The organism is Porphyromonas sp. COT-052 OH4946 (assembly GCF_000765965.1).
Lineage (GTDB): Bacteria > Bacteroidota > Bacteroidia > Bacteroidales > Porphyromonadaceae > Porphyromonas > Porphyromonas gulae.
This window is the reverse complement of the sequence record NZ_JQZY01000008.1, coordinates 47,957-72,555: the sequence shown is the minus strand read 5'-3', so window position 1 is coordinate 72,555 and position 24,599 is coordinate 47,957. Positions and strand designations below refer to the sequence as shown.

General features: G+C 43.9%; 23 protein-coding genes and 2 pseudogenes. 24 read left to right on the top strand and 1 reads right to left on the bottom strand.

Annotated elements, in window-relative coordinates; all coding sequences use genetic code 11:
* Positions 1-40: 40 nt before the first annotated feature.
* From HQ50_RS02030 to HQ50_RS11995, 20 genes and pseudogenes are all read left to right on the top strand, one after another.
* Positions 41-502, top strand: coding sequence for a hypothetical protein (locus tag HQ50_RS02030; RefSeq protein ID WP_039427937.1), 462 nt, complete (start codon positions 41-43; stop codon positions 500-502).
* Positions 503-519: 17 nt separating this feature from the next.
* A complete protein-coding gene (locus tag HQ50_RS02025; RefSeq protein WP_039427933.1) occupies positions 520-1,914 on the top strand; it encodes a DUF5458 family protein in 1,395 nt (464 codons plus the stop codon).
* 52 nt (positions 1,915-1,966) lie between these two features.
* Positions 1,967-3,799 (top strand): phage baseplate assembly protein V, encoded by a 1,833-nt coding sequence (locus HQ50_RS02020; protein ID WP_039427929.1) that lies wholly within the window; start codon positions 1,967-1,969, stop codon positions 3,797-3,799.
* Positions 3,800-3,808: 9 nt separating this feature from the next.
* Entirely contained in the window at positions 3,809-5,182 is a 1,374-nt protein-coding gene (locus HQ50_RS02015) for a M48 family metallopeptidase (protein ID WP_039427926.1), read from the top strand.
* A gap of 23 nt (positions 5,183-5,205) precedes the next feature.
* Positions 5,206-8,757 carry a DUF6531 domain-containing protein gene (locus HQ50_RS02010; protein WP_052074868.1) on the top strand — a complete coding sequence of 1,184 codons (3,552 nt, stop codon included), beginning with the start codon at positions 5,206-5,208 and terminating at the stop codon, positions 8,755-8,757.
* Positions 8,758-8,782: 25 nt separating this feature from the next.
* On the top strand, positions 8,783-9,403 hold the full coding sequence (locus tag HQ50_RS12385) for an RHS repeat-associated core domain-containing protein (protein ID WP_304412767.1): 621 nt from the start codon (positions 8,783-8,785) through the stop codon (positions 9,401-9,403).
* Positions 9,404-9,423: 20 nt separating this feature from the next.
* Positions 9,424-9,834 carry a hypothetical protein gene (locus tag HQ50_RS02005; RefSeq protein WP_039427923.1) on the top strand — a complete coding sequence of 137 codons (411 nt, stop codon included), beginning with the start codon at positions 9,424-9,426 and terminating at the stop codon, positions 9,832-9,834.
* A gap of 71 nt (positions 9,835-9,905) precedes the next feature.
* Positions 9,906-10,196, top strand: a pseudogene (locus HQ50_RS12360) (RHS repeat domain-containing protein); the annotation flags it as partial.
* Positions 10,197-10,199: 3 nt separating this feature from the next.
* Positions 10,200-10,583 (top strand): sugar-binding protein, encoded by a 384-nt coding sequence (locus tag HQ50_RS10540; protein ID WP_081960023.1) that lies wholly within the window; start codon positions 10,200-10,202, stop codon positions 10,581-10,583.
* A 6-nt stretch (positions 10,584-10,589) separates the two neighbouring features.
* Entirely contained in the window at positions 10,590-11,075 is a 486-nt protein-coding gene (locus HQ50_RS02000) for an SMI1/KNR4 family protein (protein ID WP_039427920.1), read from the top strand.
* Positions 11,076-11,331: 256 nt separating this feature from the next.
* Complete coding sequence (locus HQ50_RS01995) at positions 11,332-12,912, top strand: RHS repeat domain-containing protein (RefSeq protein ID WP_235317907.1); 1,581 nt, start codon at positions 11,332-11,334, stop codon at positions 12,910-12,912.
* The gene (locus HQ50_RS01990; RefSeq protein ID WP_143733893.1) at positions 12,893-13,642 is read left to right on the top strand and encodes a hypothetical protein; all 750 of its coding nucleotides are present in this window, start codon (positions 12,893-12,895) and stop codon (positions 13,640-13,642) included. The genes HQ50_RS01995 and HQ50_RS01990 overlap by 20 nt, the downstream gene beginning before the upstream one ends.
* 18 nt (positions 13,643-13,660) lie before the next feature.
* Positions 13,661-14,151, top strand: a pseudogene (locus HQ50_RS10535) (RHS repeat-associated core domain-containing protein).
* 10 nt (positions 14,152-14,161) lie between these two features.
* Positions 14,162-14,533, top strand: coding sequence for an Imm10 family immunity protein (locus HQ50_RS01985; protein WP_039427914.1), 372 nt, complete (start codon positions 14,162-14,164; stop codon positions 14,531-14,533).
* 38 nt (positions 14,534-14,571) lie between these two features.
* The gene (locus HQ50_RS01980) at positions 14,572-15,342 is read left to right on the top strand and encodes an RHS repeat domain-containing protein (RefSeq protein WP_369794160.1); all 771 of its coding nucleotides are present in this window, start codon (positions 14,572-14,574) and stop codon (positions 15,340-15,342) included.
* A 20-nt stretch (positions 15,343-15,362) separates the two neighbouring features.
* The gene (locus HQ50_RS01975) at positions 15,363-15,806 is read left to right on the top strand and encodes an Imm12 family immunity protein (RefSeq protein ID WP_018966123.1); all 444 of its coding nucleotides are present in this window, start codon (positions 15,363-15,365) and stop codon (positions 15,804-15,806) included.
* 254 nt (positions 15,807-16,060) lie between these two features.
* Entirely contained in the window at positions 16,061-16,525 is a 465-nt protein-coding gene (locus HQ50_RS01970) for an HU family DNA-binding protein (protein ID WP_081960022.1), read from the top strand.
* An 86-nt stretch (positions 16,526-16,611) separates the two neighbouring features.
* Complete coding sequence (locus HQ50_RS01965; RefSeq protein WP_039427910.1) at positions 16,612-17,754, top strand: RHS repeat domain-containing protein; 1,143 nt, start codon at positions 16,612-16,614, stop codon at positions 17,752-17,754.
* Positions 17,755-17,767: 13 nt separating this feature from the next.
* Entirely contained in the window at positions 17,768-18,115 is a 348-nt protein-coding gene (locus HQ50_RS01960; RefSeq protein ID WP_039428043.1) for a hypothetical protein, read from the top strand.
* Between the two features lie 279 nt (positions 18,116-18,394).
* On the top strand, positions 18,395-18,964 hold the full coding sequence (locus tag HQ50_RS11995) for an HU family DNA-binding protein (protein ID WP_081960025.1): 570 nt from the start codon (positions 18,395-18,397) through the stop codon (positions 18,962-18,964).
* Positions 18,965-19,147: 183 nt separating this feature from the next.
* Here the strand turns inward: HQ50_RS11995 and HQ50_RS01950 are convergent, their stop codons facing one another.
* Entirely contained in the window at positions 19,148-19,366 is a 219-nt protein-coding gene (locus tag HQ50_RS01950; RefSeq protein WP_039427908.1) for a hypothetical protein, read from the bottom strand.
* 272 nt (positions 19,367-19,638) lie between these two features.
* Here HQ50_RS01950 and HQ50_RS01945 point away from each other — a divergent pair, with 272 nt between their 5' ends.
* From HQ50_RS01945 to HQ50_RS01930, 4 genes are read left to right on the top strand one after another with little or no spacing between them, the layout of a single operon-like run.
* Positions 19,639-22,134, top strand: coding sequence for an ATP-dependent Clp protease ATP-binding subunit (locus tag HQ50_RS01945; RefSeq protein ID WP_039427906.1), 2,496 nt, complete (start codon positions 19,639-19,641; stop codon positions 22,132-22,134).
* Between the two features lie 3 nt (positions 22,135-22,137).
* On the top strand, positions 22,138-22,563 hold the full coding sequence (tssD, locus tag HQ50_RS01940; protein WP_039427905.1) for a type VI secretion system tube protein TssD: 426 nt from the start codon (positions 22,138-22,140) through the stop codon (positions 22,561-22,563).
* An 18-nt stretch (positions 22,564-22,581) separates the two neighbouring features.
* Positions 22,582-22,992, top strand: coding sequence for a type VI secretion system tube protein TssD (gene tssD / locus HQ50_RS01935; RefSeq protein ID WP_052074866.1), 411 nt, complete (start codon positions 22,582-22,584; stop codon positions 22,990-22,992).
* 8 nt (positions 22,993-23,000) lie between these two features.
* On the top strand, positions 23,001-24,188 hold the full coding sequence (locus tag HQ50_RS01930) for a hypothetical protein (RefSeq protein WP_039427904.1): 1,188 nt from the start codon (positions 23,001-23,003) through the stop codon (positions 24,186-24,188).
* Positions 24,189-24,599 lie beyond the last annotated feature (411 nt).

The window sequence follows — 24,599 nt, the reverse complement described above, 5'->3', positions numbered from 1 at the left end:
AAAAAAGAAACCTGATTCTAACCATAATACTGGCAATTCTATGGGCATACTGAACTATGAAATTGGCGGCAATGAAGTGAAAATAGATGCTTCGGAAGCCATTGCCGATATTCCTGAGAACCGAACCCTTTTGATAGAAAAATTGACAGCGGACGATCCTGTCAACCCTGAAGCTGTAGAAGGACTAACAACCATCGAGGAAGTTTTTGCAGCTTTCCAACCGAATGTCGATGTCGAATTTGAAAATGCTGAGGGCGAGCCTGTGAAAGAAAATTTCCGCTTCAGTAATACCGCAGATTTCCAAGTCAAGAACATGACAGCGGAGAGTCGCTTCTTGAACAACCTGTCGATCAAGAAGGACTTCTACAGCAAATTGGTGAAGCAGCTTCGTTCGAACAAGGTACTTCAGCGGGCATTGGAGAGTCCGGAAAGCCGGCAAGCTCTCATCGATGCTTTGTCAGAATTAAAGAAAGAACTTCAAGAAACATCATCCGCACAATAATCTCTTATATATAAACAATGGCAGATAAAGAACTGAAGCAGCAGACAGAACAGGCTACATCTTTACAGCCTGAATTCCGGGAAAAAACCGCAGAAAAGTTCTCCAAGCAGTCTTTGGATACCGCATTGGTCGGGCTGTCACGCTTCGGAGGGTTCAGTTTTCTGGAATCGGCTATCGATGGAATCCAAAACCTGAATCCCGAGCGTAAAGCGCGCAAGAAAATGTTCCTGCTCGAAGAGCAGAAAGAAGGAGAACGCAAAGATCTGGCAGAAAAAATAGACCTCTGGCTCGAACTCCTTTCAGGTAATAAGGATGTGGCCCAAATGGTGGAAGAGTGCCAAAGCAAAGCCTCTGCCGTATCCGAATTGCTCTCGAAAAATCAGCTGACAGCCGTAGAAGCCGTCAAGGATTTGGAGCGTTCGTACCGTGCCGTACAGCTATTTTACAAGAATACCGAATCGGATAAGCTCACGAATATAACCATTGTCAACGCTACTCCGGAGCAGCTAACCGATTTGGACAATTCTCGCTTTATCGATTTTGTTGCCAATGAGTTGAAGCAGAACTATGACCGCTTGGACCTACGGAACAACTATTCTCTGCTTGTCATACCCGGCTACCTCGGATCGAATAAAGTAGTGGAGAAATGGGCCAAGATAGCCAATAACAACAAGGTCATGCTGTTTACCGATTTTGCAGACCTCGAAAAGCCTGACGATGTCGTGGATATGTTCTTTAGTTCGAATTTATCGGGAGGCGATACCTTCAAGTGTAATACGGTTATGTGTTGCAACTGGCTGGTAGGGCGCGGAGCTTACAAAGAAATCGGCGAGACGGACGATCTGCACGTTTCTCCGGCATCCGCACTTGCAGGGAAGGTTTATTACACGCTGATGTCTCAGGTAACGGCGGGCAAGAAATACGGCGGTCTGAACGAAGTCGATGCAGTCGCATTCCCTCTGAAAAAAAGCGAAATCTCCCAGCTCGATTCCATGGGGTTGGTACCTATGGTTAACGAATACGGTAAGGTGATGGCCTTTTCGGCCAAGACCCTCTTCAACGGAGATAACCTCGGCTTGCAAACCTACTCGGTGGTTCGAGTTTTCGACTACATTACCAAAGTCCTGTTCGACTTCCTGAATCGTCGCTCTTTCGAGAATTGGAGCGGGAAGACAGAGCGCGATCTGCGCAGTCAGATCGTAAAGTTCCTGGACAATATACAGGGTCCCGATCGTTTGATCGAACGTTCGAAGATTATGCGGTTGGAGCGGGATCCGCACCAAAAAGATCGCATTTATCTGGATATTCATATTACGCCTTATTTCCCGGCCAAGAGCTTTGTCATCAAGTTGGATGGTACCAAAGGAGATGATGAGGCCAGCTGGAATAGCGAATATGAGCAGGAAAAATAATACCTCTTTCCTGTATTTCAATCAAGCTTAACCGAATAAAAAGAAAAACATCATGGGAGCAGGAGGAAATTTGAATGCAGTAAAAACCAAGATACGGCTCGATGGAGAGGAGATTCTTTTCGAATCCTTGATTCTCGATCAGACAATGAACTCCTGTCATCGGTTCGAGATTGTCAGGGAGTATCCTACACACAACCAACTCTGGAAAGAAACTCCCGAAAAACTGATCGGGGCGGTCGGTGCGCGAGTGCTGATCCGCTTCGATCATATTGTATCCGGTCGATTCTATGAATTTTCCGGTTGGGTCACGGATATTCGTATTGATACGGGAGAAGAATCCGCAGATACAGGGGTGCGCCTGCGCTCCAGCAGAGTGCGGATTATCGGTAGAGGCGATGTAGTCAGCTTGGACGGAGTCCCTACGATGAACTCTTTTATCGACCAGCAGCTTTCGGACATCGTCTCTCAGGTGACAAGAGATGCCTACTTCAAGGTGGAATGCAATCCGCGCTACAAAGGCATACTGCCCTATGCCATGCAATACGGAGAGAGCAACTTCGAGTTTCTCAACCGCCTCTCCCGTATCTATGGAGAACTGTTCTACTACGATGGCAGGACGTTGTTTTTTGGGACACCTAAAAATGCGGACTCCGAAAAACTCTTTTTTGACGAGGATTTGCTGAATCTACGGACAGGGGCATCCGCCAAACCGCGAAAGTATGCCCATTACGACTATGCTGCCGAAGAGGACAAATTCCTGCGCTTCCAAGCCGATGACCGGATCCCGGGTGGAAACCCGTTGATTGACAATGTGGCCAATCGGGCTGATCGGCTCTTCCCCGAGAAGGGTGTCATCCCCTCCAACTCGCCCGTTTATACGGAGTTCAATTTGCAGGATTTGGTCGAAGAACGCAAGGCCGATGCCGTCGGCAGGATGTTATATATCGAAGCAGAAACGCAGACTTGTCGTATCTCCCTCGGTTCTGTGGTGGATATACTCTTCCCCGAAGCGATGGATGTTCCTGCTTTGGGCAAATACCGTATAACGGCCATTCAGCATTATGTCAGCACAGGAGGGAAGAACTATTCCAATCGTTTCTTGGCCTCACCCGCACTGATCGACTGTGTGCCGGAAGCATACGCCTGCGAAGTGAAAGCCTATCCGGAGATGGCCATCGTCTCGGACAACAAAGATCCCAAGAATCACGGTCGAGTAAAGGTGCAGTTCGACTGGCAGAAGCCGAAAGGCCTTTCCACGAACTGGCTGCGTGTACAGACTCCCGATGCCGGTGGCAGCGATAAGGTAGCCACAAACAGAGGGTTTGTCGTCATCCCTGAAATTGGCGATCAGGTAATGGTCGGCTTCGAGTATGGCGATCCTCACCGTCCATTCGTTATGGGAAGTCTTTTCCATGGGAAGAATGGTATAGGAGGCGGCTCAGGAAACAATATCAAGAGTCTCAGCAGCAAAAGCGGTCACACCGTTGAGCTGAACGATGGAGGCGGTATTACAATTAGGGACAAGACCGGTGGAAATCTCATCGTTGTGGATGGCAAAGATATGATAACCGTGGCCTCTTCAAAGACTATTGCCATCTCGAACGGGAAGTCTTCCATTATTCTGGAAGAAGATAAGATCGTAATAGATGCAGCAAAAATTGCAATCTCCGGCTCTGAAATGGTTTCGGCCGGCAGTGGCCCGGCCGGTTTCCAACTGGCGAATGACGGAGGCATTGCAGCTGTAAGCGGAACGAAAGTTGTAGCTTCGGGAAGCAGCGAGATACAAGTTCAAGGGAGTCAGACCTCTATAAGCGGAACCAAAGTTTCCATCAACGGAGATGCTGATACAACCATCACGGGGGGCCTTGTAAAAATCAATTCTTAAAGGGGGATCATGACAGCTTCTATTGCCCAAGAGTACTACAAACTGCATGAAGAATGGAGGAAAATAGATGTACTCCCTTCATGGAAATTAGCTGTTTGGGTGGCGGATTACCCTGATGTCGATATTATCACCAAGTTTATGGACATCGAGCAATCGCCTGTAGGGAAGTTCGATGATCTTTTTTTTCGATTCGATACTGTTTATGAAGGAGATACAGCTGCCTTCGAGGAAAAACTGTGGGCAGAATTCATATCATGGTTCGATCCCTCCCCCGATCCGAAGATGGACTTGCATCGGGCTCTCTACGAAAATCATTTTCTGACCGAGCTATTTGTACCGAAAGCTGATCTCCCCCATACGCCAGAAAATCTGTGGAGTGAGCTGCTCCGCTTCAGGCAGAGCATCAACGGGATTACTCCCGACACTCATTTCTGCTTATATTTCCCCATTGCTGCATACAGCAAGCATAACATTGCCGAATGGCTCCGACAAGTCATCGGCAATGTCCCTGATGGTTTGCGTCTGGTAACGTTGGATTTGGCGGCAGACAGAAAAATCCGTATCAATGAGTCGGATTTGTGCATATATCTGCACCCTAAGCTCAATATGGCAGAAGCTGTCAGCAATGAAATGAAAAAGGGGGGAGGAGATAACGATACCGTTGATATCGATGCTCGTTTCAGAAAGCAGATTATCGCGGTAATGGATTCGACTACTGAAAAGCTGAACAATAAGACTCCCCACGAAGTAAAGAAACTGCTATCGATTACCGAAGAGATCGGTACGACATCTTCTCGGATTTCGGGATTACTGATTGCTGCACAGGCATATTTTGCCATTCGAGATACTCGTAAGAGTGCAGCCTATACGGACGAAGCATTGGATAAGGCTGCTGAAGCGATGGGCAATAACGAACCGTCAGGTTATCAGGTATGGAAGTCTTGCATGCTCTTGAAAGGTGCTCTATTATATAATGAAAGCAAATATACTGAAGCCCTCCTCGTATATGAAAACTTAGCCACCAAGGCATCCGAGCAGGCAGATGCCTACTACCTGATGGAAGCGAGACGTCTGTCCGGCCATCTCTATTACGAAAAAGGCGAGAAGCAAACGGCTTTTGAATATATGCTTTTGGCTCTGGCTTCCGGAGCCTATCTGGATATAAGTGTGCGAAGACAATCGACTTTTCTGCACGCTGCTCAGATGGCTCTATTCTTATGTACCGCCATCCGTCCATCTTCGGACGTGGCGATCTTGCAAGACCAACTGATAGAATGGCTGGGCGACGATTGGGCAAAAGTTCTTCAGGAAGCAGGTGTAAATAACGATAAGACGGCTTCCAAAGGGATGTTTTCCCCTAAAAGTCAAGAGTCTCCGAACTAATCATCTTAGAATTGACAGCATCCATGGCAGACGTATTCGACAAAATCTTAACGGCTCCTGTATTCAGGAAAGGTTTCGGGGAGCTATTCGGAGAGGCGAAGGACAAACTCGACCATCTCCAAAGGGATCTCGCAAATATCCTGCCATCGATGCCGGGCATGCCCGTAGCCAAGTATTTCGATTTGGCTATCGGGGTGGATTTTCACGAAACCGTTTTCCCACCCTCTCCCCTTCTGCCGGTACCTCATATCGGTATGGTCTTCGACATTATGGGAGCCATTATGAGTGCCATCTCTACGGTACTTCCCCCTCCTCCCCCTGTTCCTGCCGGCGAAACACCTCCCACCAGTCTGGCATCCATCTGCACGGCTATCGTCAGCGGGATGAAACCATCGGTGCAGGTACATGGGAGATGGGTGGCCAATGCCGGTACAGGCATTCAGCATCTGCCGGGAATTGTGGCTCACCTGCCTTTCCCCATAGTCAAGCCTATGGCCAGCTCCGAGATGTTTATGGGCAGCAGTACGGTTTTGGCGGATGGAGGCCCCTGCAGTACGCTGTTTCATCCGGCTTTGTCTTGCAACTTGGTCGGAGTGCCTGCCCCTTTCAGAGCGAATAAGGCCGGTAAAAAGGTCTCGCTCATGGCTCCGACCTCGATGTTGTTGGTTATCACTTCTGTAGGCGGGCCTGTCCTCGTGGGGGGGCCTCCCACGATAGACCTTTTCCAGTTGGCGATGAAGCTGGGGCTGAAAGGAATGGGAAAATTGTGGGGAAAGATCGGAGACAAATTTCAGGATCTGATCGACAATATCAAAACCAAGCACCCGAAACTTGGTAAGATTTTACAGCCGGTCAAATGCCGTCTTTTCGGCGAGCCGGTCGATGCTGTAACGGGACGTGTCTATTCTACGAATCGGGACATCGAACTGCCCGGCCCTATTCCTTTTGTTTGGGAAAGGACTTATTACAGCGATGCCGAAGTCGATGGGCCATTGGGATATAACTGGCACCATAACTACAATATGGGCCTGTATGATATGGGGGATGGCTTTGCCACGGTACGACTGTGGGATGGCCGGGAAACGGTCGTTCCTCTGCTTTCGGAAGGCGAGCGTTTTGTCAGTCGCAAGGAAGGACTCGCTTTCACGTGCGATGCCGAAGGATTCCAGCTTACGGACAAAGACAAACGCCGGTATCGTTTCAATGCTTCGAAAAACAGAGCGGGCTATAAGATGCTTTCCTCTATCGAAACGCCCGATGGCTTTGCCATCCGATTAAAATATGCTCCGGGGGGAATCCTTCGCTCCATAACCGACAGCGTCGGCAGGGTAATCGAAGTGGAAACCGATGGCAAAGGGCGCGTGCTCGAATTGCATACGACCTTCGATGGGAAAAAGACCAGCCTCATACGCTATACCTACGACGAAGAGGACAATATGGTACAAACCTGCGATATGCAGGGAGCAGAGAAACACTTCCGCTATCAAGGTCACCTCCTGGTACAGCTGACCAATCAGACAGGGCAGAACTTCTACTGGGAGTACCGCGGCCAAGGAGACGAGGCGAAATGTGTGCATACATGGGGCGATGGCGGTGTGCTCGAGCACCATACCGAATATAGTGCCGGACACACGCTCACGCGCAACAGCCTAGGCTTTACCACCCGATACTTCTACGACGAGCGGAATCTGATCTACAAGATCATCGACGAAGTAGGAGGCGTTACGCTGCAGGAATACAACGAATACGAAGAATTGGTCGTAACGGTAAACCCCGAAGGACTGAGTCGGAAATACACCTACAACGATTCGGGAGAGGTCATCTGCTTCGAAAACGAGAACGGAGAAAGTACTCGCTACGAATACGATGAGCGGGGCAATCTACTCAGCATTACTACTGCACAGGGTACAAAATCGGCATGGGAGTATGATGCTCTGGATCGGGTGGTAAAACGAATCCTGCCCGATGGCAATACACTTTCGTACGAATACCAAGGCCGGAATCTGAGTCGGGTAACCGATGAACGAGGCAATGTCTTCCGCTTTCTGTTCGATGAGGCATATCGCCCTGTACAGCTTACCTATCCGAACGGCACCTACCGCCAGTGGATGTACGATGCCCGGGGATATTTGTCTGAGGAGCGCGACCCACGTGGCAACCACACTTTCTATCGTTCCGACGAAGCCGGTAACCTCCTCTGGATGCAGGAGGCCGATGGCAACGAACACCATTTCTCTTACGATACTTCAGGCAACCTCGTCCATGCCAAAGACCGGCTCCGCGAGGTAAGCTTCCGCTACGGCAGTCTCGGCACCCTGCTGAGCCGGACGCAGAACGGGCGGACGGTTTGCTTCGAGTACGATACCGAACTGCAACTTACGGGCATTGCAAACGAAGGTGGAGAGCTCTACCGCTTCGCTTTGGACGGCCGCGGTGATGTGGTGGACGAATGGGGATTCGACGGTCTTCACCGCCATTACGAGCGCGACGGTGCAGGACGTGTCTCCAAAGTGTTGCGTCCGGATGAACGGTGGAGCACTTATGAATACGACGGCGTGGGGCGTATCGTCGGGGAACGCCACAGCGACGGCACCGGTACGGCTTACAAATATAACAAGGACGGTCTGCTTACGGCAGCCTTCAACGATTCGATCAAGATCGGGTTCGAGCGCGGTCGGGACGGGTGTGTGCTGAAGGAAACGCAGGGCGAACATATGGTCGAGAGCGTTTACGATGCTTTCGGTAGCCGCATCCGTCTCAGCAGCGATTTGGAAGCCGATATAGCCTTGCGGTACGACACAGAGGGCCTACTGGCCGGAATGCAGTCCTCGGACTGGTCTGTTTCGATAGGCCGTGATAAAAGCGGTTTGGAGATTCAGCGGGAGTTGAGCGGCGGGGTGCGTGTTACGACGGGTCGTGATATGCTCGGACGTGTTGTTCGCAGGGATATTCTCTCGGGCGGAGCGGAGCAGAGCCGCATNGTTACGACGGGTCGTGATATGCTCGGACGTGTTGTTCGCAGGGATATTCTCTCGGGCGGAGCGGAGCAGAGCCGCATGCGTTACCATTGGGGCATGGGCAACCGCCTGCATCGCAAGGTGAACGAACGCACAGGCGAAACCGTCCTTTTCGACTACGATTCGTGGGACAATCTCTTCCGGGCCGATTATAAAGGTGGCTCCGAGGTGGAGAGCATTTACAAGGCTCCAGATGCCTTGGGCAACCTGTTCCGCACGCCCGAAAGGAAAGATCGTAAGTATGGCAAGGGCGGAAGGTTGTTGGAGGACAAGAAGTTCTCCTATCATTACGATGGTGAGGGCAACCTTGTTCTGAAACAACGATTGAGACCCGACGAGACTTTAGCTCCGCTTTGGCAAGAGGGTGATTGGGCGTATGAATGGCAGGGCAACGGCATGCTCCGAAGCGTGAAGCGTCCCGATGGCGAAACAGTTAGTTTCGAGTATGATCCTTTGGGGCGACGTATCTCGAAGACATATAAAGATAAGACCACCCGTTGGGTTTGGGACGGCAACGTACCACTACACGAGTGGACGGAGGAAGCGGACGTAATCTGATGGAGAAAAAACATGGTCGGTAGAATTGGATATTTATGGCTCTGTTCGTAACTTTGCCGGGCGTTCTTTGAGCGATTGTCCGTTCAGGTATCAAGGTCAGTACGAGGATGAGGAGACGGGGCTTTATTACAACCGTTTCCGCTATTACGACCCGAATGCAGGCAATTATATCAGCCAAGACCCGATAGGGTTAGCGGGGAGTAATCCGACGTTGTATGGATATGTGAGTGATAGTAATAGTTGGGTTGATGTTTCTGGATTATATAATAATTACCCAAGACAAAGCGGTGGTAGATTTGGTTCAAACCCTAACCCTAAACCACCTAAGCCATCAACCCATGGTAACTCAAACTCGTCGACTGCTATAAATTATTTATATGCAAAATACGACAAAGATGGCAATTTCTTAAAATGGGGAAAGACAAATAATCCAACAGGTAGATATTCTAATCTGGAATTAAATGGTGGAAAAATAGAAATACTTGGAGAAGGAGGGGCTATTACCGACATAAAAAAATTGGAAAGGGAATTAGCAGAAAAAATGCCAGGTATAGATAATCATGAACCTTGGGCTGGAAGTAAACAAGGACAAACTCTAAGCCCAGAAGCAGAGGCTCGGCTAAAAAAAGCTTCTCATTATCATTAACGATATAGTAAAAAATAAAGATGAATAGTTTTTCGATTTTTCTTAAATTAGGAGGTGGAGATACAATATCCATTGTAAACGAGTATTGGCAGAAAATTACAAAAATATTTGACAAAATGTCTGAACATTCATATTCTACAGATATTGATAAGTTTCATATTGAAATGAGAGTAGATGGAGATTTTCTGAAATTTGGAGATTCTGAAGGATGTAATAACTTGCGTTTATTTAAGAAGAGACGTTTGATTGCAAATAGCATTTCATTTGGTGAGAATATTTACACTAACGAGCATATTTTATCTGAATTCTTGACTGAAAATTTATTGTTAGCTTTTGATCAAATAGTAATACGGCTAAAAAAGGAAAAGTTAAATATTGATGGGGAATCACTATTGACGGATTTAGATGAATATATTTCGGATTCTTGGTAGCTTGGTTGTGCTCCTGGTAATGCTTTAGATTTTGAGTTGAGTTTTTGTATCCACATTGCCTATCCTGAGATAAGTCATACAGCATTATCACCGATTATCTCGGCACACCCACTCATGCTTTTGACAGCAAAGGCGATAAAGTTTGGGAAAGAAATCTCGACATTTACGGCAAAATAAGAACAGGAAATAGTACCTTTGTGCCTTTCTTGTATCAAGGGCAATACTTTGATGCGGAAATAGATCTTTGTTATAATAGATTCAGGTATTATTCACCCGATGAAGGGATATATATATCGCAAGACCCGATAGGGTTGGCGGGCGGAATCCCGACACTGTGCGCCTACGTTCACGACCCGAATAGTTAGATAGACCCATTTGGATTAAGTCCAACGAATCCTTTTGATGTTGTCCCATACAAACCGTCAAGTTCACCATTAGAAAATCATCATGGCATACTTGATGTATGGGCAGCAAATAATATTGACGGATATAAGAGTAGAGCATCGCACAATCCTACAATTGCTTTAACTAAGGGACAACACGATGCTACTAAAGCTGTGTATCGCGACTGGTTAAAAGAAAAAACAGGAAAACCTGTTGGGGGAAAAGTTGATTGGACAAAAGTTTCGGCTAGAGAAGCTCAACAACTTTCAGAACGTATGTTCGATGCAGCCAAAGTTCCACAACATGCACGAGATGAATATTATCGGAAGTTTAATCAATATATCTATTCAGGATGTAAAGGATAAGTATTTATGAAAGAAATAATGGAAATTTTAACAGAGATAGAGAATACAAAAGATTGTACTGTTTCTAAACTAGAAAAACCAATTAAAAAGTTACCTTTTGACTTGCCAAAAGATTTAGAATATTATTTGAAAAATTATTCTTCTATAGTTCTTTTTCAAAATGCAGATTACTCAATAAAAATTGTTGGGGTTTCTGGATTTAAAAGGGCTAATCCTGTTATTGTTGGGGAAGAAGTTGAAGACGACATAAGTCATAATTGGTATATTATTGCAGATGATAACAACTCTCAATATATAACTATTGATTTGACAAAAGACAAATTAGGGTATTGTTATGATAGTTTTTGGGATAGGCATGGGGTTGTGGGAGAACAGGCTGTTATTGCTCAAAGTTTTACCGAGTTGTTAGAGCGATTATACAACTCTAGAGGTCAATCGTGGTATTGGATAGATTCTAATTTTCAATCGTATGGTGATGCTTACGATGATTAAGAAATTAAACCTCCGCATCATCGAGGCGGACGGTTTGCTTTCTTTTCTCCACCTTTGGCGAAACATTGGTGGGTGTTTTTTGTGGCTTCTGACAAAAAAAGAACAAAGACGAGTAATTTTCCTCGTCTTTTCTGTTTCAACATAAAATTGCCCTGTCAAATTTCCTTGTAGAATCACTGAAATTTTGTTGGCGAAGTAATTTTATTTTCTTCGCCAACAAAATATTTTTTCTTCGCGAAGAAAATTTACGCTCTTCTTGGATGGCATTTCTTTGATTATATTGTATATGTTTATCCGCCTTGTATTCAGCCTATTTCTTTGTTTTTTGAGAAGTTTCTCTTCTGAGGGCCTGCTTGCCGGAATGCAGTCCAAAGATTGGGGCATGTCCATCGGTCGCGATAAGAGCGGTTTGGAGATTCAGAGAGAGTTGAGCGGCGGGGTGCGTGTTACGACGGGTCGTGATATGCTCGGACGTGTTGTTCGCAGGGATATTCTCTCGGGCGGAGCGGAGCAGAGCCGCATNGTTACGACGGGTCGTGATATGCTCGGACGTGTTGTTCGCAGGGATATTCTCTCGGGCGGAGCGGAGCAGAGCCGCATGCGTTACCATTGGGGCATGGGTAACCGCCTGCATCGCAAGGTGAACGAACGCACGGGCGAAACCGTCCTTTTCGACTACGATTCGTGGGACAATCTCTTCCGGGCCGATTATAAAGGTGGCTCCGAGGTGGAGAGCATTTACAAGGCTCCCGATGCCATCGGCAATCTGTTCCGCACGGAAGAAAGAAAAGACCGCAAATATGGCAAAGGTGGAAGGTTGTTGGAGGACAAGAAGTTCTCCTATCATTACGATGGGGAGGGCAACCTTGTTCTGAAACAACGATTGAGGCCCGACGAGACGTTAGCTCCGCTTTGGCAGGAGGGTGATTGGGCCTATGAATGGCAGGGCAACGGCATGCTCCGAAGTGTGAAGCGTCCCGACGGTGAAACAGTTAGTTTCGAGTATGACCCTTTGGGGCGACGTATCTCGAAGACATATAAAGAGAAGACTACCCGTTGGGTTTGGGACGGCAATGTTCCGTTGCATGAGTGGACGGAGGAAGAGAATGTAACCACGTGGTTATTTGAGGAGGGTACATTCATACCTGCGGCAAAGATAGTTGGCGATAAGTCCTACAGTATTATAACGGACTACTTGGGTACGCCAACTGAAATGTATAACTCTGATGGGGAAAAAACATGGTCGGCAGAATTGGATATTTATGGCTCTGTTCGTAACTTTGCCGGGCGTTCTTTGAGCGATTGTCCATTCCGCTATCAAGGTCAGTATGAGGATGAGGAGACAGGGTTGTATTACAATCGTTTTAGGTATTACGACCCGAATGCAGGCAATTATATCAGTCAAGACCCGATAAGATTAGCAGGTGGAAACCCTACGATTTATGGGTATGTGTTTGATAATAATTCGCAGGTGGATATTTTTGGTCTGGAGTGTTGGAGAACAGCTAAGAAAAATTATTGGAAGACGAAATATGCTGATGAAATGTTAAATCCAACAGGAAAATACTCTCCTAACAATTTAGCTTTAATGAAACGAGGAAATGCTCCTAAAATAAAAGTTGAAGTATCCGATGCTTTGGGAAATAAAAATATTGTTGATGTTCCTATTGAATTGCATCATACAAGTTTGCCTCAAAGGTTAGGTTCCTCTAAAGCCAATGAAGCATGGAATTTGACTGAAGTTACACCTTGGGGACATGCGAGCATGGATCCTTATAGAAATTTAGGCGATAATTTCAAATTAGTACGAATTATTAATGGCACAAATTCTTGGTGAAATGGAAACGAACAATATAATAAACGGACTAAAACATTTATCTGAAGGACTATTCCTACCCGAAGAATGGATTGATTGGTGGAGACAAAATGAAAAATTTGCAAAACAGTTTTTGTCGTCGCGGTGGTATTTAAAGATAAAACCTAAGATGTCACAAGGTTTAATGGGTGCCACACTAATATCTCAAAATGCGGCTCGCGAATACTTAAAATCTATAAATCAATCTTATAACGAAAATTCACAAGTCAATTATATGGAAGGATGGAGAAAGCAAATAGATGATATCTCCTTGAACTATGACAAAGTTGATATTATTGATTTTGACTTGAAATTTACTAAATTGAAGCAAAGTTACCCTAACTTGTTTGCTGTAATAAAAAAACACTTATTGAAAAGTGATGTTGTGGAAAATAATTTAACCGAAGAAAAATTAACCTCATCATTCTTTTATAAATTATTGCATAGTGATGTAATTACATTTTTTTATTGTATTTCGCAATTAAAAATGGAAGGTATTCTTATTGATTTTGATATGTTAGAATTACGGGGAGAATATATTAAAATTGGGGAATTGTGGTTGAATAGTGATGGGGATGAGTTATATATCAGACCATATGAAGCTTCTGTATATTTTCATGATATAGGGAAAAATCAAATACATATTATAAATAAATCATTTAACTTATTTATTGAAAATGATTTGAGTCGTTTTGTATATGAAAATGCTTAGTCTTTTACTCTGTATAGATTGGTCTATCATAGATTTCGGTATTACGACCCAAATTCAGGGAATTATATCGGTCAAGACCCGATAGGACTTGCAAGTAATGAATTAAACTTGTATTCTTATGTTCACGATCTTAATTATTGGGTCGCCCCCAATGCACTGTCTCCTTCTTTTGGTTCAGGGAAAGGATCACATATTGCTATCGTAAATGTTTATGATAGTAGTGGCAATAGAATAAGCAGAGATGTCTTAAGAAGTGGCAATATGACACCTGCCGAAAAAGCTCTTGGTTTTCCTCGATCTACACTTGCTACTCACACAGAAGCAAGAGCGATGAAAATATTCCATTAAGCGAAGGACAAAGGATGGAAATTTTTGGCATGTATCCACCTTGTAACTCATGCAAAGGAAAAATGAACGCAAAAGCTAAAGAAGTTAGTGCAGATATAACTTATATATGGAAAGATAAAGAGACTGGAGAAATAAAAAGATGGAAAGCAGGAAATCATTAAATTATGTAGTATGAAAATAAAATTTACGGCAAATAAGATTGCATATGAGTCAAATGTGGGCGAAAATTATAACGTGATAGGATTTTCAGACAATGGAGATGATCCTAATCAATATGTTATTATACAAAAGGCAATTGCTTTTGATCCCCAAGATATTGAACTAGGTATGGATAGTTATTACTTTGAGTATATAGACCAATCAAATTCTGGCTATGATATATGTAGAAATGCTTCTGCAAATAAAAATGGCATATTATTTGAATTAAAAGAAAATGCAATTGAGGGGATAGAGTCTATAGAAATTGTAATTGAAAACAGTTACACAATAGAGAATTGGGAAGAATTTAAAACTATTTTTGACGAAATATTTTCGGACATATAATCTGTTTATTTATCATTTGACTCTTTTTATATTTAGCAATTTATGTAACTGATGTTATTGGTCGACAGGAACTTTTCTGCGCCAAACTTCAAAGCGGAGAGAGCTACAGCATTGTAACAGACTATCTCGGTACACCAACTGAGATGTTCAATTCTGATGGAGAAAAAACATGGTCGGTAGAATTGGATATTTATGGCTCTGTTCGTAACTTTGCCGGGCGTTCTTTGAGCGATTGTCCGTTCAGGTATCAGGGACAGTATGAGGATGAGGAGACAGGGCTGTATTATAACCGTTTCCGGTATTACTCACCCGATACAGGTAGTTACATATCCCAAGACCCAATAGGTCTGGAAGGAGACGTCTTTAATCTATATAATTACGTCATTGATTCGAATGATGGGATTGATCCTCTTAGTTTGTATAATCCATACGGTCATAGGAAGAATGGGCAGTTCAAAAAGAAACCTGGTGCAAAACCAAAAACGAAACCCCAATTACATGGCAACTCAAGATTGTCTTCCAAACCGACTGTATTGTATGCAATGTATGATGGAGACGGTAATTTTCAGAAATGGGGCATTACAGATAAGGTGAACAATCCCAAGTCAGGTCGTTACGGCAATTCTTTGCCTGAAGATTGGGATGTTATAGAAATGACACGAGGAAGAAGAACCGATATGTTAGATATAGAAAGAGAATTATCTGAAAAAGTCCCTGGTCCTATGAATCGTGAAAGTTGGGCTGGTAGTAAGAAAGGTGAGGCTTTGAGTTCAGAGGCAGATTCTATTTACAAGAAAGCACATCATTAAATACACAATATATACTTGGGATGGAAATCATTTTAAGCTCTGCAATTGGAGGAGATATCTCTCCTGAAATTAACGCAAAGAATATTCATCAACTGGTGATAGAGGTGAGGAAATCCTTAAAAACTCGATTTAAGGACAAGTTCTTTTATGGGGTTGATAAGATAAAGATTGACTTATATGTTGATGGAGATATATCGGAGTATTGCACTGAGTCTGGAGTTGCCAAATGTAGATATTATCAGAAAAAGCGAGAAATCGCTTCAGAGTTTTGTATCGATAGGAACTATTGGTTGTCTGAACCATCTCTTGGCTATAAACGAAAATTTAATCTATTTATGGAGGCTTCCTTGTCAAACTTAGGTACATTTATAGAGAAGCGATTGAAGTCTGATGGCGTAAACTTTGATAACACTTTATTTCAAGAGACAATCTTTGAAAGCCTAATGATTAATCATAGAGATTAACTATTGTGCTTATTGGGAATAGGAATCTATGAATGATTATGGATGCTATAAAGTGTGAAGTCAGGAAAATCATCTTCTCATTCTCCTCTATTTCAAATGTAAAATCAATCAGTTGTCTCTTACTTGTAGAAGTACTGAAATTTTGTTGGCGAAGTAATTTTATTTTCTTCGCGAACAAAATATTTTTTCTTCGCGAAGAAAATTTTATACCTTTGCGATATATTTTATTGTATTATTTATAAGCATATATAATTATGGCCAAACTCAAGTACAAAATTGCCGCCCGCAAGCTCAATATCGGTTCGCAAAAGGGTAAAACCGTTTACATTGCCCAACCCGTTAATCTGGGAAGAATCAGTTTCGAAGACTTTGTTAAAGAGGTTGCCGACGGCTCTACTGTCGATGCCGCCGATGTGAAAGCCGTGCTTAGCCGGCTCCATGTCGTAATCGAACGTCTGACGGCTCGCAGTTTTTCGGTCGAGTGCGGAGAATTGGGAACTTTTCGGCCTTCGTTCGGAAGCAAATCGGTAGAAAAACCGGAANTCTTCGTTCCACGGGATTTGAACTTTACGGTCAGGAAGAGGCATCATCTTCTGCCGATACTGGGCCGTCAACGCCTTCAGGCCCCGATCAGGGAAGTTCCGGCGGCGGTCTTTAAACGTATCAAACAGCCCGATGTATCGGCTTATGCTTTTCATCGGGTTGTTTCTTTTGTATAATCTTCCCTATCGTAAAACCGTTTTTTCTTTTCGACTACGATCCTTGGGACAATCTCTTCCGTGCCGATTATAAAGGTGGCTCTGAGGTGGAGAGCATTTACAAGGCTCCGGATGCCATCGGGAACCTCTTCCGCACGCCCGAAAGGAAAGATCGTAAGTACGGCAAGGGCGGTCGATTGCTCGAAGACCGTAAATACTCCTACCATTACGATGGTGAGGGCAACCTTGTGCTGAAACAACGATTGAGACCCGACGAGACGTTAGCTCCTCTTTGGCAGGAAGGTGATTGGGTTTATGAATGGCTGGGCAACGGTATGCTCCGAAGCGTGAAGCGTCCCGATGGTGAAACGGTCAGTTTCGAGTATGATCCACTCGGCAGGCGCATAAGCAAGCGATATAGGGGAACCACTACCCGTTGGGTTTGGGATGGCAATGTTCCGTTGCACGAGTGTACAGAGGAAGAAAATGTAACGACGTGGCTGTTTGAAGAAGGTAGTTTTGTTCCCTGTGCCAAACTTCAAAATGGAGAGAGCTACAGCATCATAACTGACTATCTCGGTACGCCGACTGAGATGTATACCTCCAATGGAGAAAAAACGTGGTCGGCAGAATTGGATATTTATGGCTCTGTTCGTAACTTTGCCGGGCGTTCTTTGAGCGATTGCCCGTTCAGATTTCAAGGGATGTATTATGATACGGAAACTGAACTTTGCTATGTGCGACACCGATATTATAGTTGTGATACAGGTGCTTTTATATCGCAAGACCCGATAGGACTGGCAGGAAATAATCCAACAATTTATGGGTATGTGTTTGACAGCAATACAGAAATTGACCCGTTTGGATTAGACGCCATTCCTAATAAAGTTGCAGGCAATGCTCGTGAAGCAATCGCAAGAACTTGGTTAGAAAACAAATTCCCTAATGCGGAGATATTATCAGAACGCTATATACGAGATATAAATGGGAAAAGTGTTAGAGATATAAGTGGTTCAAGAAGAAGATTAGATTTTGTTGTTGTTGAAGACGGCAAAGTAAAAGGGATTTTTGAAGTAACAAGTCCAACAGCAGATAAAACAGCACAAATGTTAAAAGAAGCTGATATTAGAGGTAATGGCGGAACTCGTGTTAAAGCACCGGGAAGAAAAGGAGCGTTGTATGATATATCTGATATTGAAACCCAAAGATTAGATGTTGATTTAGAAACGAAAAATGTCAAATGTCACTAAAATAAAAAAACAGATGGATAAAGATAGAGTAATAGAAAAATTAAGTTGGATAACTCAATCTAAATTAGCTCCACAGCCAATAACCCAAGAGTATAGAGAAAGGCAATATCGTTTTTTTGAAAATTATGTTCATTTCTTACAAGATAATGGGTTTACTACAAAGGAGATTTTAAAAAAAGGAGAAAAGGCTACTGATGAATCACAGATAACAATTGGAGATTTAACAGAAGAAGGATTTCAATTCTATGCTTTCGGAATCAGAAAGTGGCGAGAGAAATACGACCGAGCTAAAGATAAGGATAAAGCAATAAACGATTTTGCTTTTATTGAAAAGAAATTAAAAGAGTTTCGAGAAAAATAATAGTAGCAGAAACAACCCGCCTCAATCGAGACGTTTTTTCTGCTTTCTTTCTTCCGCCTTTGGTGGAACATCGGTGGGTGTTTTTTGTGGCTTTGCCACAGAAAAAGAACAAAGACGAGTAATTTTCCTCGTCTTTTCTGTTTCAACATAGAATTGCCCTGTCAAATTTCCTTGTAGAAGCACTGAAATTTTGTTGGCGAAGTAATTTTATTTTCTTCGCGAAGAAAATTTTATACCTTTGCAGTATATTTTATTGTATTTATTATAAGCGTGTATAATTTGGCCAAACTCAAGTACAAAATTGCCACCCGCAAGCTCAATATCGGCTCGCAAAAGGGCAAAACCGTTTACATTGCCCAACCCGTTAATCTGGGAAGAATCAGTTTCGAAGACTTTGTTAAAGAGGTTGCCGACGGCTCTACCGTCGATGCCGCCGACGTGAAAGCTGTGCTTAGCCGGCTCCATGTTGTAATCGAACGTCTGACGGCTCGCAGTTTTTCGGTCGAGTGCGGAGAATTGGGAACTTTTCGGCCTTCGTTCGGAAGCAAATCGGTAGAAAAACCGGANGTAATCGAACGTCTGACGGCTCGCAGTTTTTCGGTCGAGTGCGGAGAATTGGGAACTTTTCGGCCTTCGTTCGGAAGCAAATCGGTAGAAAAACCGGAAGATTTCAAGGTGTCGATGATTCGTCCCGCCAAAATTCTTTTCACACCCAAGCCCGCTTTCAAAAATTCTCTTCGTTCCACGGGATTTGAACTTTACGGTCAGGAAGAGGCATCATCTTCTGCCGATACTGGGCCGTCAACGCCTTCAGGCCCCGATCAGGGAAGTTCCGGCGGCGGTCTTTAANTCTTCGTTCCACGGGATTTGAACTTTACGGTCAGGAAGAGGCATCATCTTCTGCCGATACTGGGCCGTCAACGCCTTCAGGCCCCGATCAGGGAAGTTCCGGCGGCGGTCTTTAAGCGTATCAAACAGCCCGATGTATCAGCTTATGCTTTTCATCGGGTTGTTTCTTTTGTATAATCTTCCCTATCGTGAAACCGTTTTTTTCTTTTCGACTACGATCGGTGGGATAATCTCTTCCGAGCCGATTACAAGGGTGGCTCCGAGGTGGAGAGCATTTACAAGGCTCCCGATGCCATCGGCAATCTGTTCCGTACGGAAGAGCGCAAAGACCGCAAATACGGTAAAGGCGGCCGATTGCTCGAAGACCGTAAATAACGTCAGTTTGACGTAAGAAAATACCAATGAATTTGTTTCCTAATTAACCTGAATAAGTTATTTTGATAGATTCTTTTCTCCGGTTAACAAATGAATTTCGTGCTTGTTTTATAATTGAGGGTAGCAATCATGGGATTTAGGTGTATGTTAATGCTTCAAATGCGATCGCCTTGGTGTCTTAAGCTTTCAATCATGAAAATATGCAAAATTTGTATACCTTTGGGAAGTGCAATCCCTCAAAAAGAAAACCTGAAGATTTAGCATTATTACGGTCTAACAACAGAATATAAGAACCAACTATGGACTTTCTGAATTTAGATGAATCGGTTCAAACAGGCATAAGAATAGCGAAATCCTTGGCCAGAGAGTATGGAAATGCCACCTATACTGCGGGGCATCTTCTGAAAGCATTGCTGCATAAGGAAGTTGGGCTAGCTTCTTTTGTCGAATCTATCGGGAAAGATCCTCTATATCTCGATGAATGGGCTGAGGTGCGTATAGAAATGTGCGAAAAGGTCTCCGGTATAACCGAAGTAGAACCGGACGAACGCATTCCTACATTGTTCGAGGAGGCCGACAATGTACGACTGAAGCTCGGTCTCCTGCAAATCAATCCGATTTGTGTGCTTTGTGCCATAGCCAAACCCGAGGTGGCTTTTTCTGCCGACCAGCTGAAATCATTTCCCATTCGAGAGAAAGAGATATTGGACATCTTTCTTCAAGGCGGTACCATCCCTCGACAGGTCTCCCAGGCCATGGCTCCTTTTGTGGAATCTTCAGCTTCTGCCATGCCTCTGACCCATTTGATGAAATACTGCATCGACAAGACAGCCGAAGCTCGAGAGGGGAAGATACATTCTGTGGTCTGCAGAGACAAGGAAATGCGGCAGATGACAGAAATTCTCGGCAGAAAGGGCAAACCGAATGTAATGATAATCGGAGATTCCGGTGTCGGAAAAACAGCAATGGTGGAAGGTTTGGCATATGGTATCGTGAATGGAAATGTGCCTTCTTTCCTCCTTGAAACGGATATTTGGGAGTTGGATTGTGGTGCCTTGATCGCAGGAGCCACTTATAAGGGCGAAATAGAAGATCGCCTCAAAAATATCATCAAAGAACTTAGACAATTAGACCGTGTTATCCTTTTTATCGATGAAATCCACATCCTGCTCGATGTCAAACAAGGAAATAGCGGAGCGGCAAATATCTTGAAACCGGAACTTTCCAAGGGGGACCTGACTGTCATCGGAGCGACTACGACCGATGAGTATCGTAAGCAGATCGAACCCGATCACGCTTTTAACCGCCGCTTTGAGGTATTACAACTTGCCGAGCCGTCCATCGACGATGCCGTGGCAATGGCCAAGTTGTTACTGAAGAATTATCGTGAATACCATAAATTGGATGTCGATGAAATGGCTTTGTCGGAATGTGTGCGTATGGCCAAACGCTACGTCAAAGACCGCCGTCTTCCCGACTCTGCCATCGATCTGCTCGACCGGACCATGTCCGCCGTGAAAATGGTCAATGAGACTGTGGAATCCGATTTGTTGCGATTGTCACAGGAGTTGGATGAACTTGAAACAGGTAAAATAGATATGTCCGAAGAGGATTTGTCGGACAAGCTACACCGCTTGTGGCAAGAAACTATAAGTCGTATCAGCCCTGTCATACAAGGTAGTCTGAATTATACGGACAATGTGGAGCAATCGGCTGATTCGACTCAAATGTTTGATCGTTTGTTTCGAATGGCAGAAGAGCTGGAATCATTTGCAAAGAAAAAAATAGAATGTGTTACAGGTGACCACGTTGCCGCAGTTGTAGCCAGCAAAACAGGTATCCCTATCGGCAAGATACGGGCCGGCGAAAAAGAACGTTTGCTGAATATGGAGGATATTCTCCGACAAAGGGTTGTGGGACAGGATCATGCTCTAAAATCTCTGACGGATGCCATTTTGGAATCGCGTAGCGGAATGAACAAGCCGGGACAGCCTATCGGTTCTTTTTTCCTCCTTGGCCCGACCGGTACCGGTAAAACCGAGCTGACCAAAGCTTTGGCAGAAGCTCTATTCAATGATGAAAAAGCGATGATTCGGTTCGATATGTCTGAATTTAAGGAAGAGCATTCGGCAGCCTTGCTTTATGGTGCTCCTCCGGGATATGTCGGTTACGAAGAAGGTGGATTGCTGGTAAACAAAATTCGCCAACAACCCTATGCCGTGGTACTTTTTGATGAAATAGAGAAAGCCCATCCATCGGTTTACGATACATTCCTCCAGATCATGGATGAAGGAAAACTGCATGACCGCTTAGGTAAAGAGGGCGATTTCTCCAATGCCATTATTATTTTCACTTCCAATGTCGGTAGCGAATGGATCGCCCAAGAACTGTCAGAAGGGAGACAGCCCACGACTCTCCAAATTATGGAAATAATGAGCAGTTACTTCCGTCCGGAATTCCTCGCACGATTGTCCGAAATTGTTCCGTTTGCTCCGATCGGTGAGACCATCCTTATGCAGATCTTTGAAATACAATTCAAGGGATTCCGAAAGTTGCTTAAACAGCAGAATATGGATATCGAGCTGTCGGACGAAGCAAAGAGGATGTTGGCATTCAAAGGCTTTACTCCCAAATATGGAGCACGGCAAGTGTCTGGTATAATACGCAACTACCTAAGACGCCCTATCTCTCGTATGATCCTCTCCGGGAAGCTCAACCCCGGTGATGTGCTGCATGGCACACTATCTGAGAAGCAAGAATTAGTATGGGAAACGGTTTCCCCCAAAACAGTATAGAATATGTTTGGACACAGAAGTTTTCTTCGCATCGGCTCATTGAACGATGCAAGTATAAAAGGATTACTGACGGATGGACTGGAACTGGAGAAATTCAGCTATTCATTTGATCAGGCAGTTGATATACATGGAAAGGTTCAAGGAGAAGTCCGAAGCGGTACATTGCAACTAACCTTTGCCAATCTGCCCACCAATGAGGTTATTGATTGGATGCTGAATTCGAGAAAGTATAAAGATGGCACTATCGTAATGTGCGATATGAATGATACACCTCTCCAAAAGATATCTTTCGCTACAGCAGCCTGCATCGGAATGGATATTAATTTTTCCGAGGCCGGTGGCACATATGCCTCTACTCGCATTGCGCTGTACGCCAAGAAACTAACAATAGGTGGGATCATTGTTGAAAACGATTGGAAAAACATTTAATTCTCATTCTACGATTTTATGAATCCGAATTTCTTACAACAGCCCGATGTCAATATAAATGCCGTTTTGGTATTTATGGGCAAAGAGTACGATGTGCACCAATTCAGCACTTCGTTTATGCAGCCGACAGATGATAAAGGAGAACCGCAGGCCGAAGTGCTTGGAGGAAAGCTTTTGATAGAACTTTCGCAAATACCTGATGACGCATTACTCTCCTGGGCTTCGAATCAATGGATGCGTAAAGATGGGAAAATCCTCTTCAGAAACGAAACGGGGACACCTCCATTACGTATCACTTTCAAAGAGGCTTATTGTATAAGCATACAACAGGAAATGGTTATAAATCAAGGAACAAAGACTACCATCATGGTTTCTCCCAAATCTGTTCGTCTCAATGAATTTACATTTGAGAGTAATTGGGTCGATTGATAAAATATATGCCGAATCCAAGATACAACAACCAATTTATCAGTAGGGAACTATTCGATTTTTATCGACAGATAGGACGTCCTTATGAGGGCTTCGTAAAGGGAGAGGGGTATGCCTATACCCAAAAAGGAGCGGTGGTTACCTCATTTTCAACAGCTTATAACCCTTCGAACCCTTTTTGTCAAGGTTCCGGATTTTACAATTTCTGCACTACACAAGTCCTTGATACATCACCGGAAGCAATAGTGCGTAGTCTTGAGTTAACTCCTAATGGCCTCATGTCATTGTTGGTACGCAAGGAAATCAATGGGAGTCTTGTCATAAATATGGGCAATGGAAAACTGATAAAGTTATCTGACCCAGGAAAAAGCTCAGTAAACATCTCAATCCACGACAACGGTGTAGATCTTATGCTTGATATGCAAATAGTCGATAAAGCATTACAACAGGAATACAATTTCCAATGCAAGCTACGAGATATGCCAGCCTTTTTTTCTACTGATGTGCTGAGGACAGTTTCGAATTCCCTACAGACCTCTTTGCAGATGCCTACTGCTGCTAATGATTACCGCTCCCTACAAAAACAAAATGCCGATATGGACTGGGTAGGAATCACAGGAAAAGCAAACAGCCTCGCAGGTTTCTACACCGGTTATAGAGAAGGGAGATTAGTCAGATATAGAAGTATATTTGATAACTGTCCATCTGAATGGTATGCAAAGAACAAACAATGGCGTCCTATATCTAAAGGGGCAAACCAATATACAGGAAGCAAAAAGGCTGTGCTGAAGGCAGCAAAAGGATATAGGGTGGCTGGAAGGGCTTTCTTTTACATTGGTATAGCTGTTTCTATAACAGAAGGGAGTATAGCTTATCAAGAAGAAGGATGGGCAGGTGTTATAAAACCAGGTGTTGATGTTTTAATGGGAACTCTTGCTACATTTGGAGGACCTATAGGCTTAGGCATAGGAATTACTTATTTTGTTTTTGATGCTGTAGGATTCTTTGACCGTCCCACCATTCGCATCAGGGAATTACCGCATAAAGATCCATCGATATTTGAAAGAGATAAAACTTATGTAGCACCTCGTATACACCTGGAGTTGGAGCAAATGAAACTAAAAAAACATCTTCCAATGCGTGAACAGCCCGTATTCCGCCAAGGAAGTAAAGATCCTCTTAGACGTAAATATTAAAACTATGAATTTGTATAAATATATATACTACCGACTTTACACATGGAATCTCAAAAAGTGGGGTAAAATTGATGGGCCGGAATGGAACGCCTTATTTGGGATATCCATAATGATGTTTCTTAATTTAATGACATTGTCATTGTTGTTAGATGCATTGGGGTTGATAAATTATTGGGAAATAATACATATTCGTGAAATAGTTATAGTTGCTTCATTATCAATTCTTGTGGCAAACTATTTCTATTTTCTGCGCAGGAAAAAATATCTCAAAATAATAAAACAATATAAGCAAGAGACTACGATAGAAAGGCATCGAAACACTATCATTATATGGTTTTATTTCTTTGCTTCTGTACTTTCTCCATTCCTCATTATTAACATAAATAAAATATAAGGCAGATGTAGAAAAAA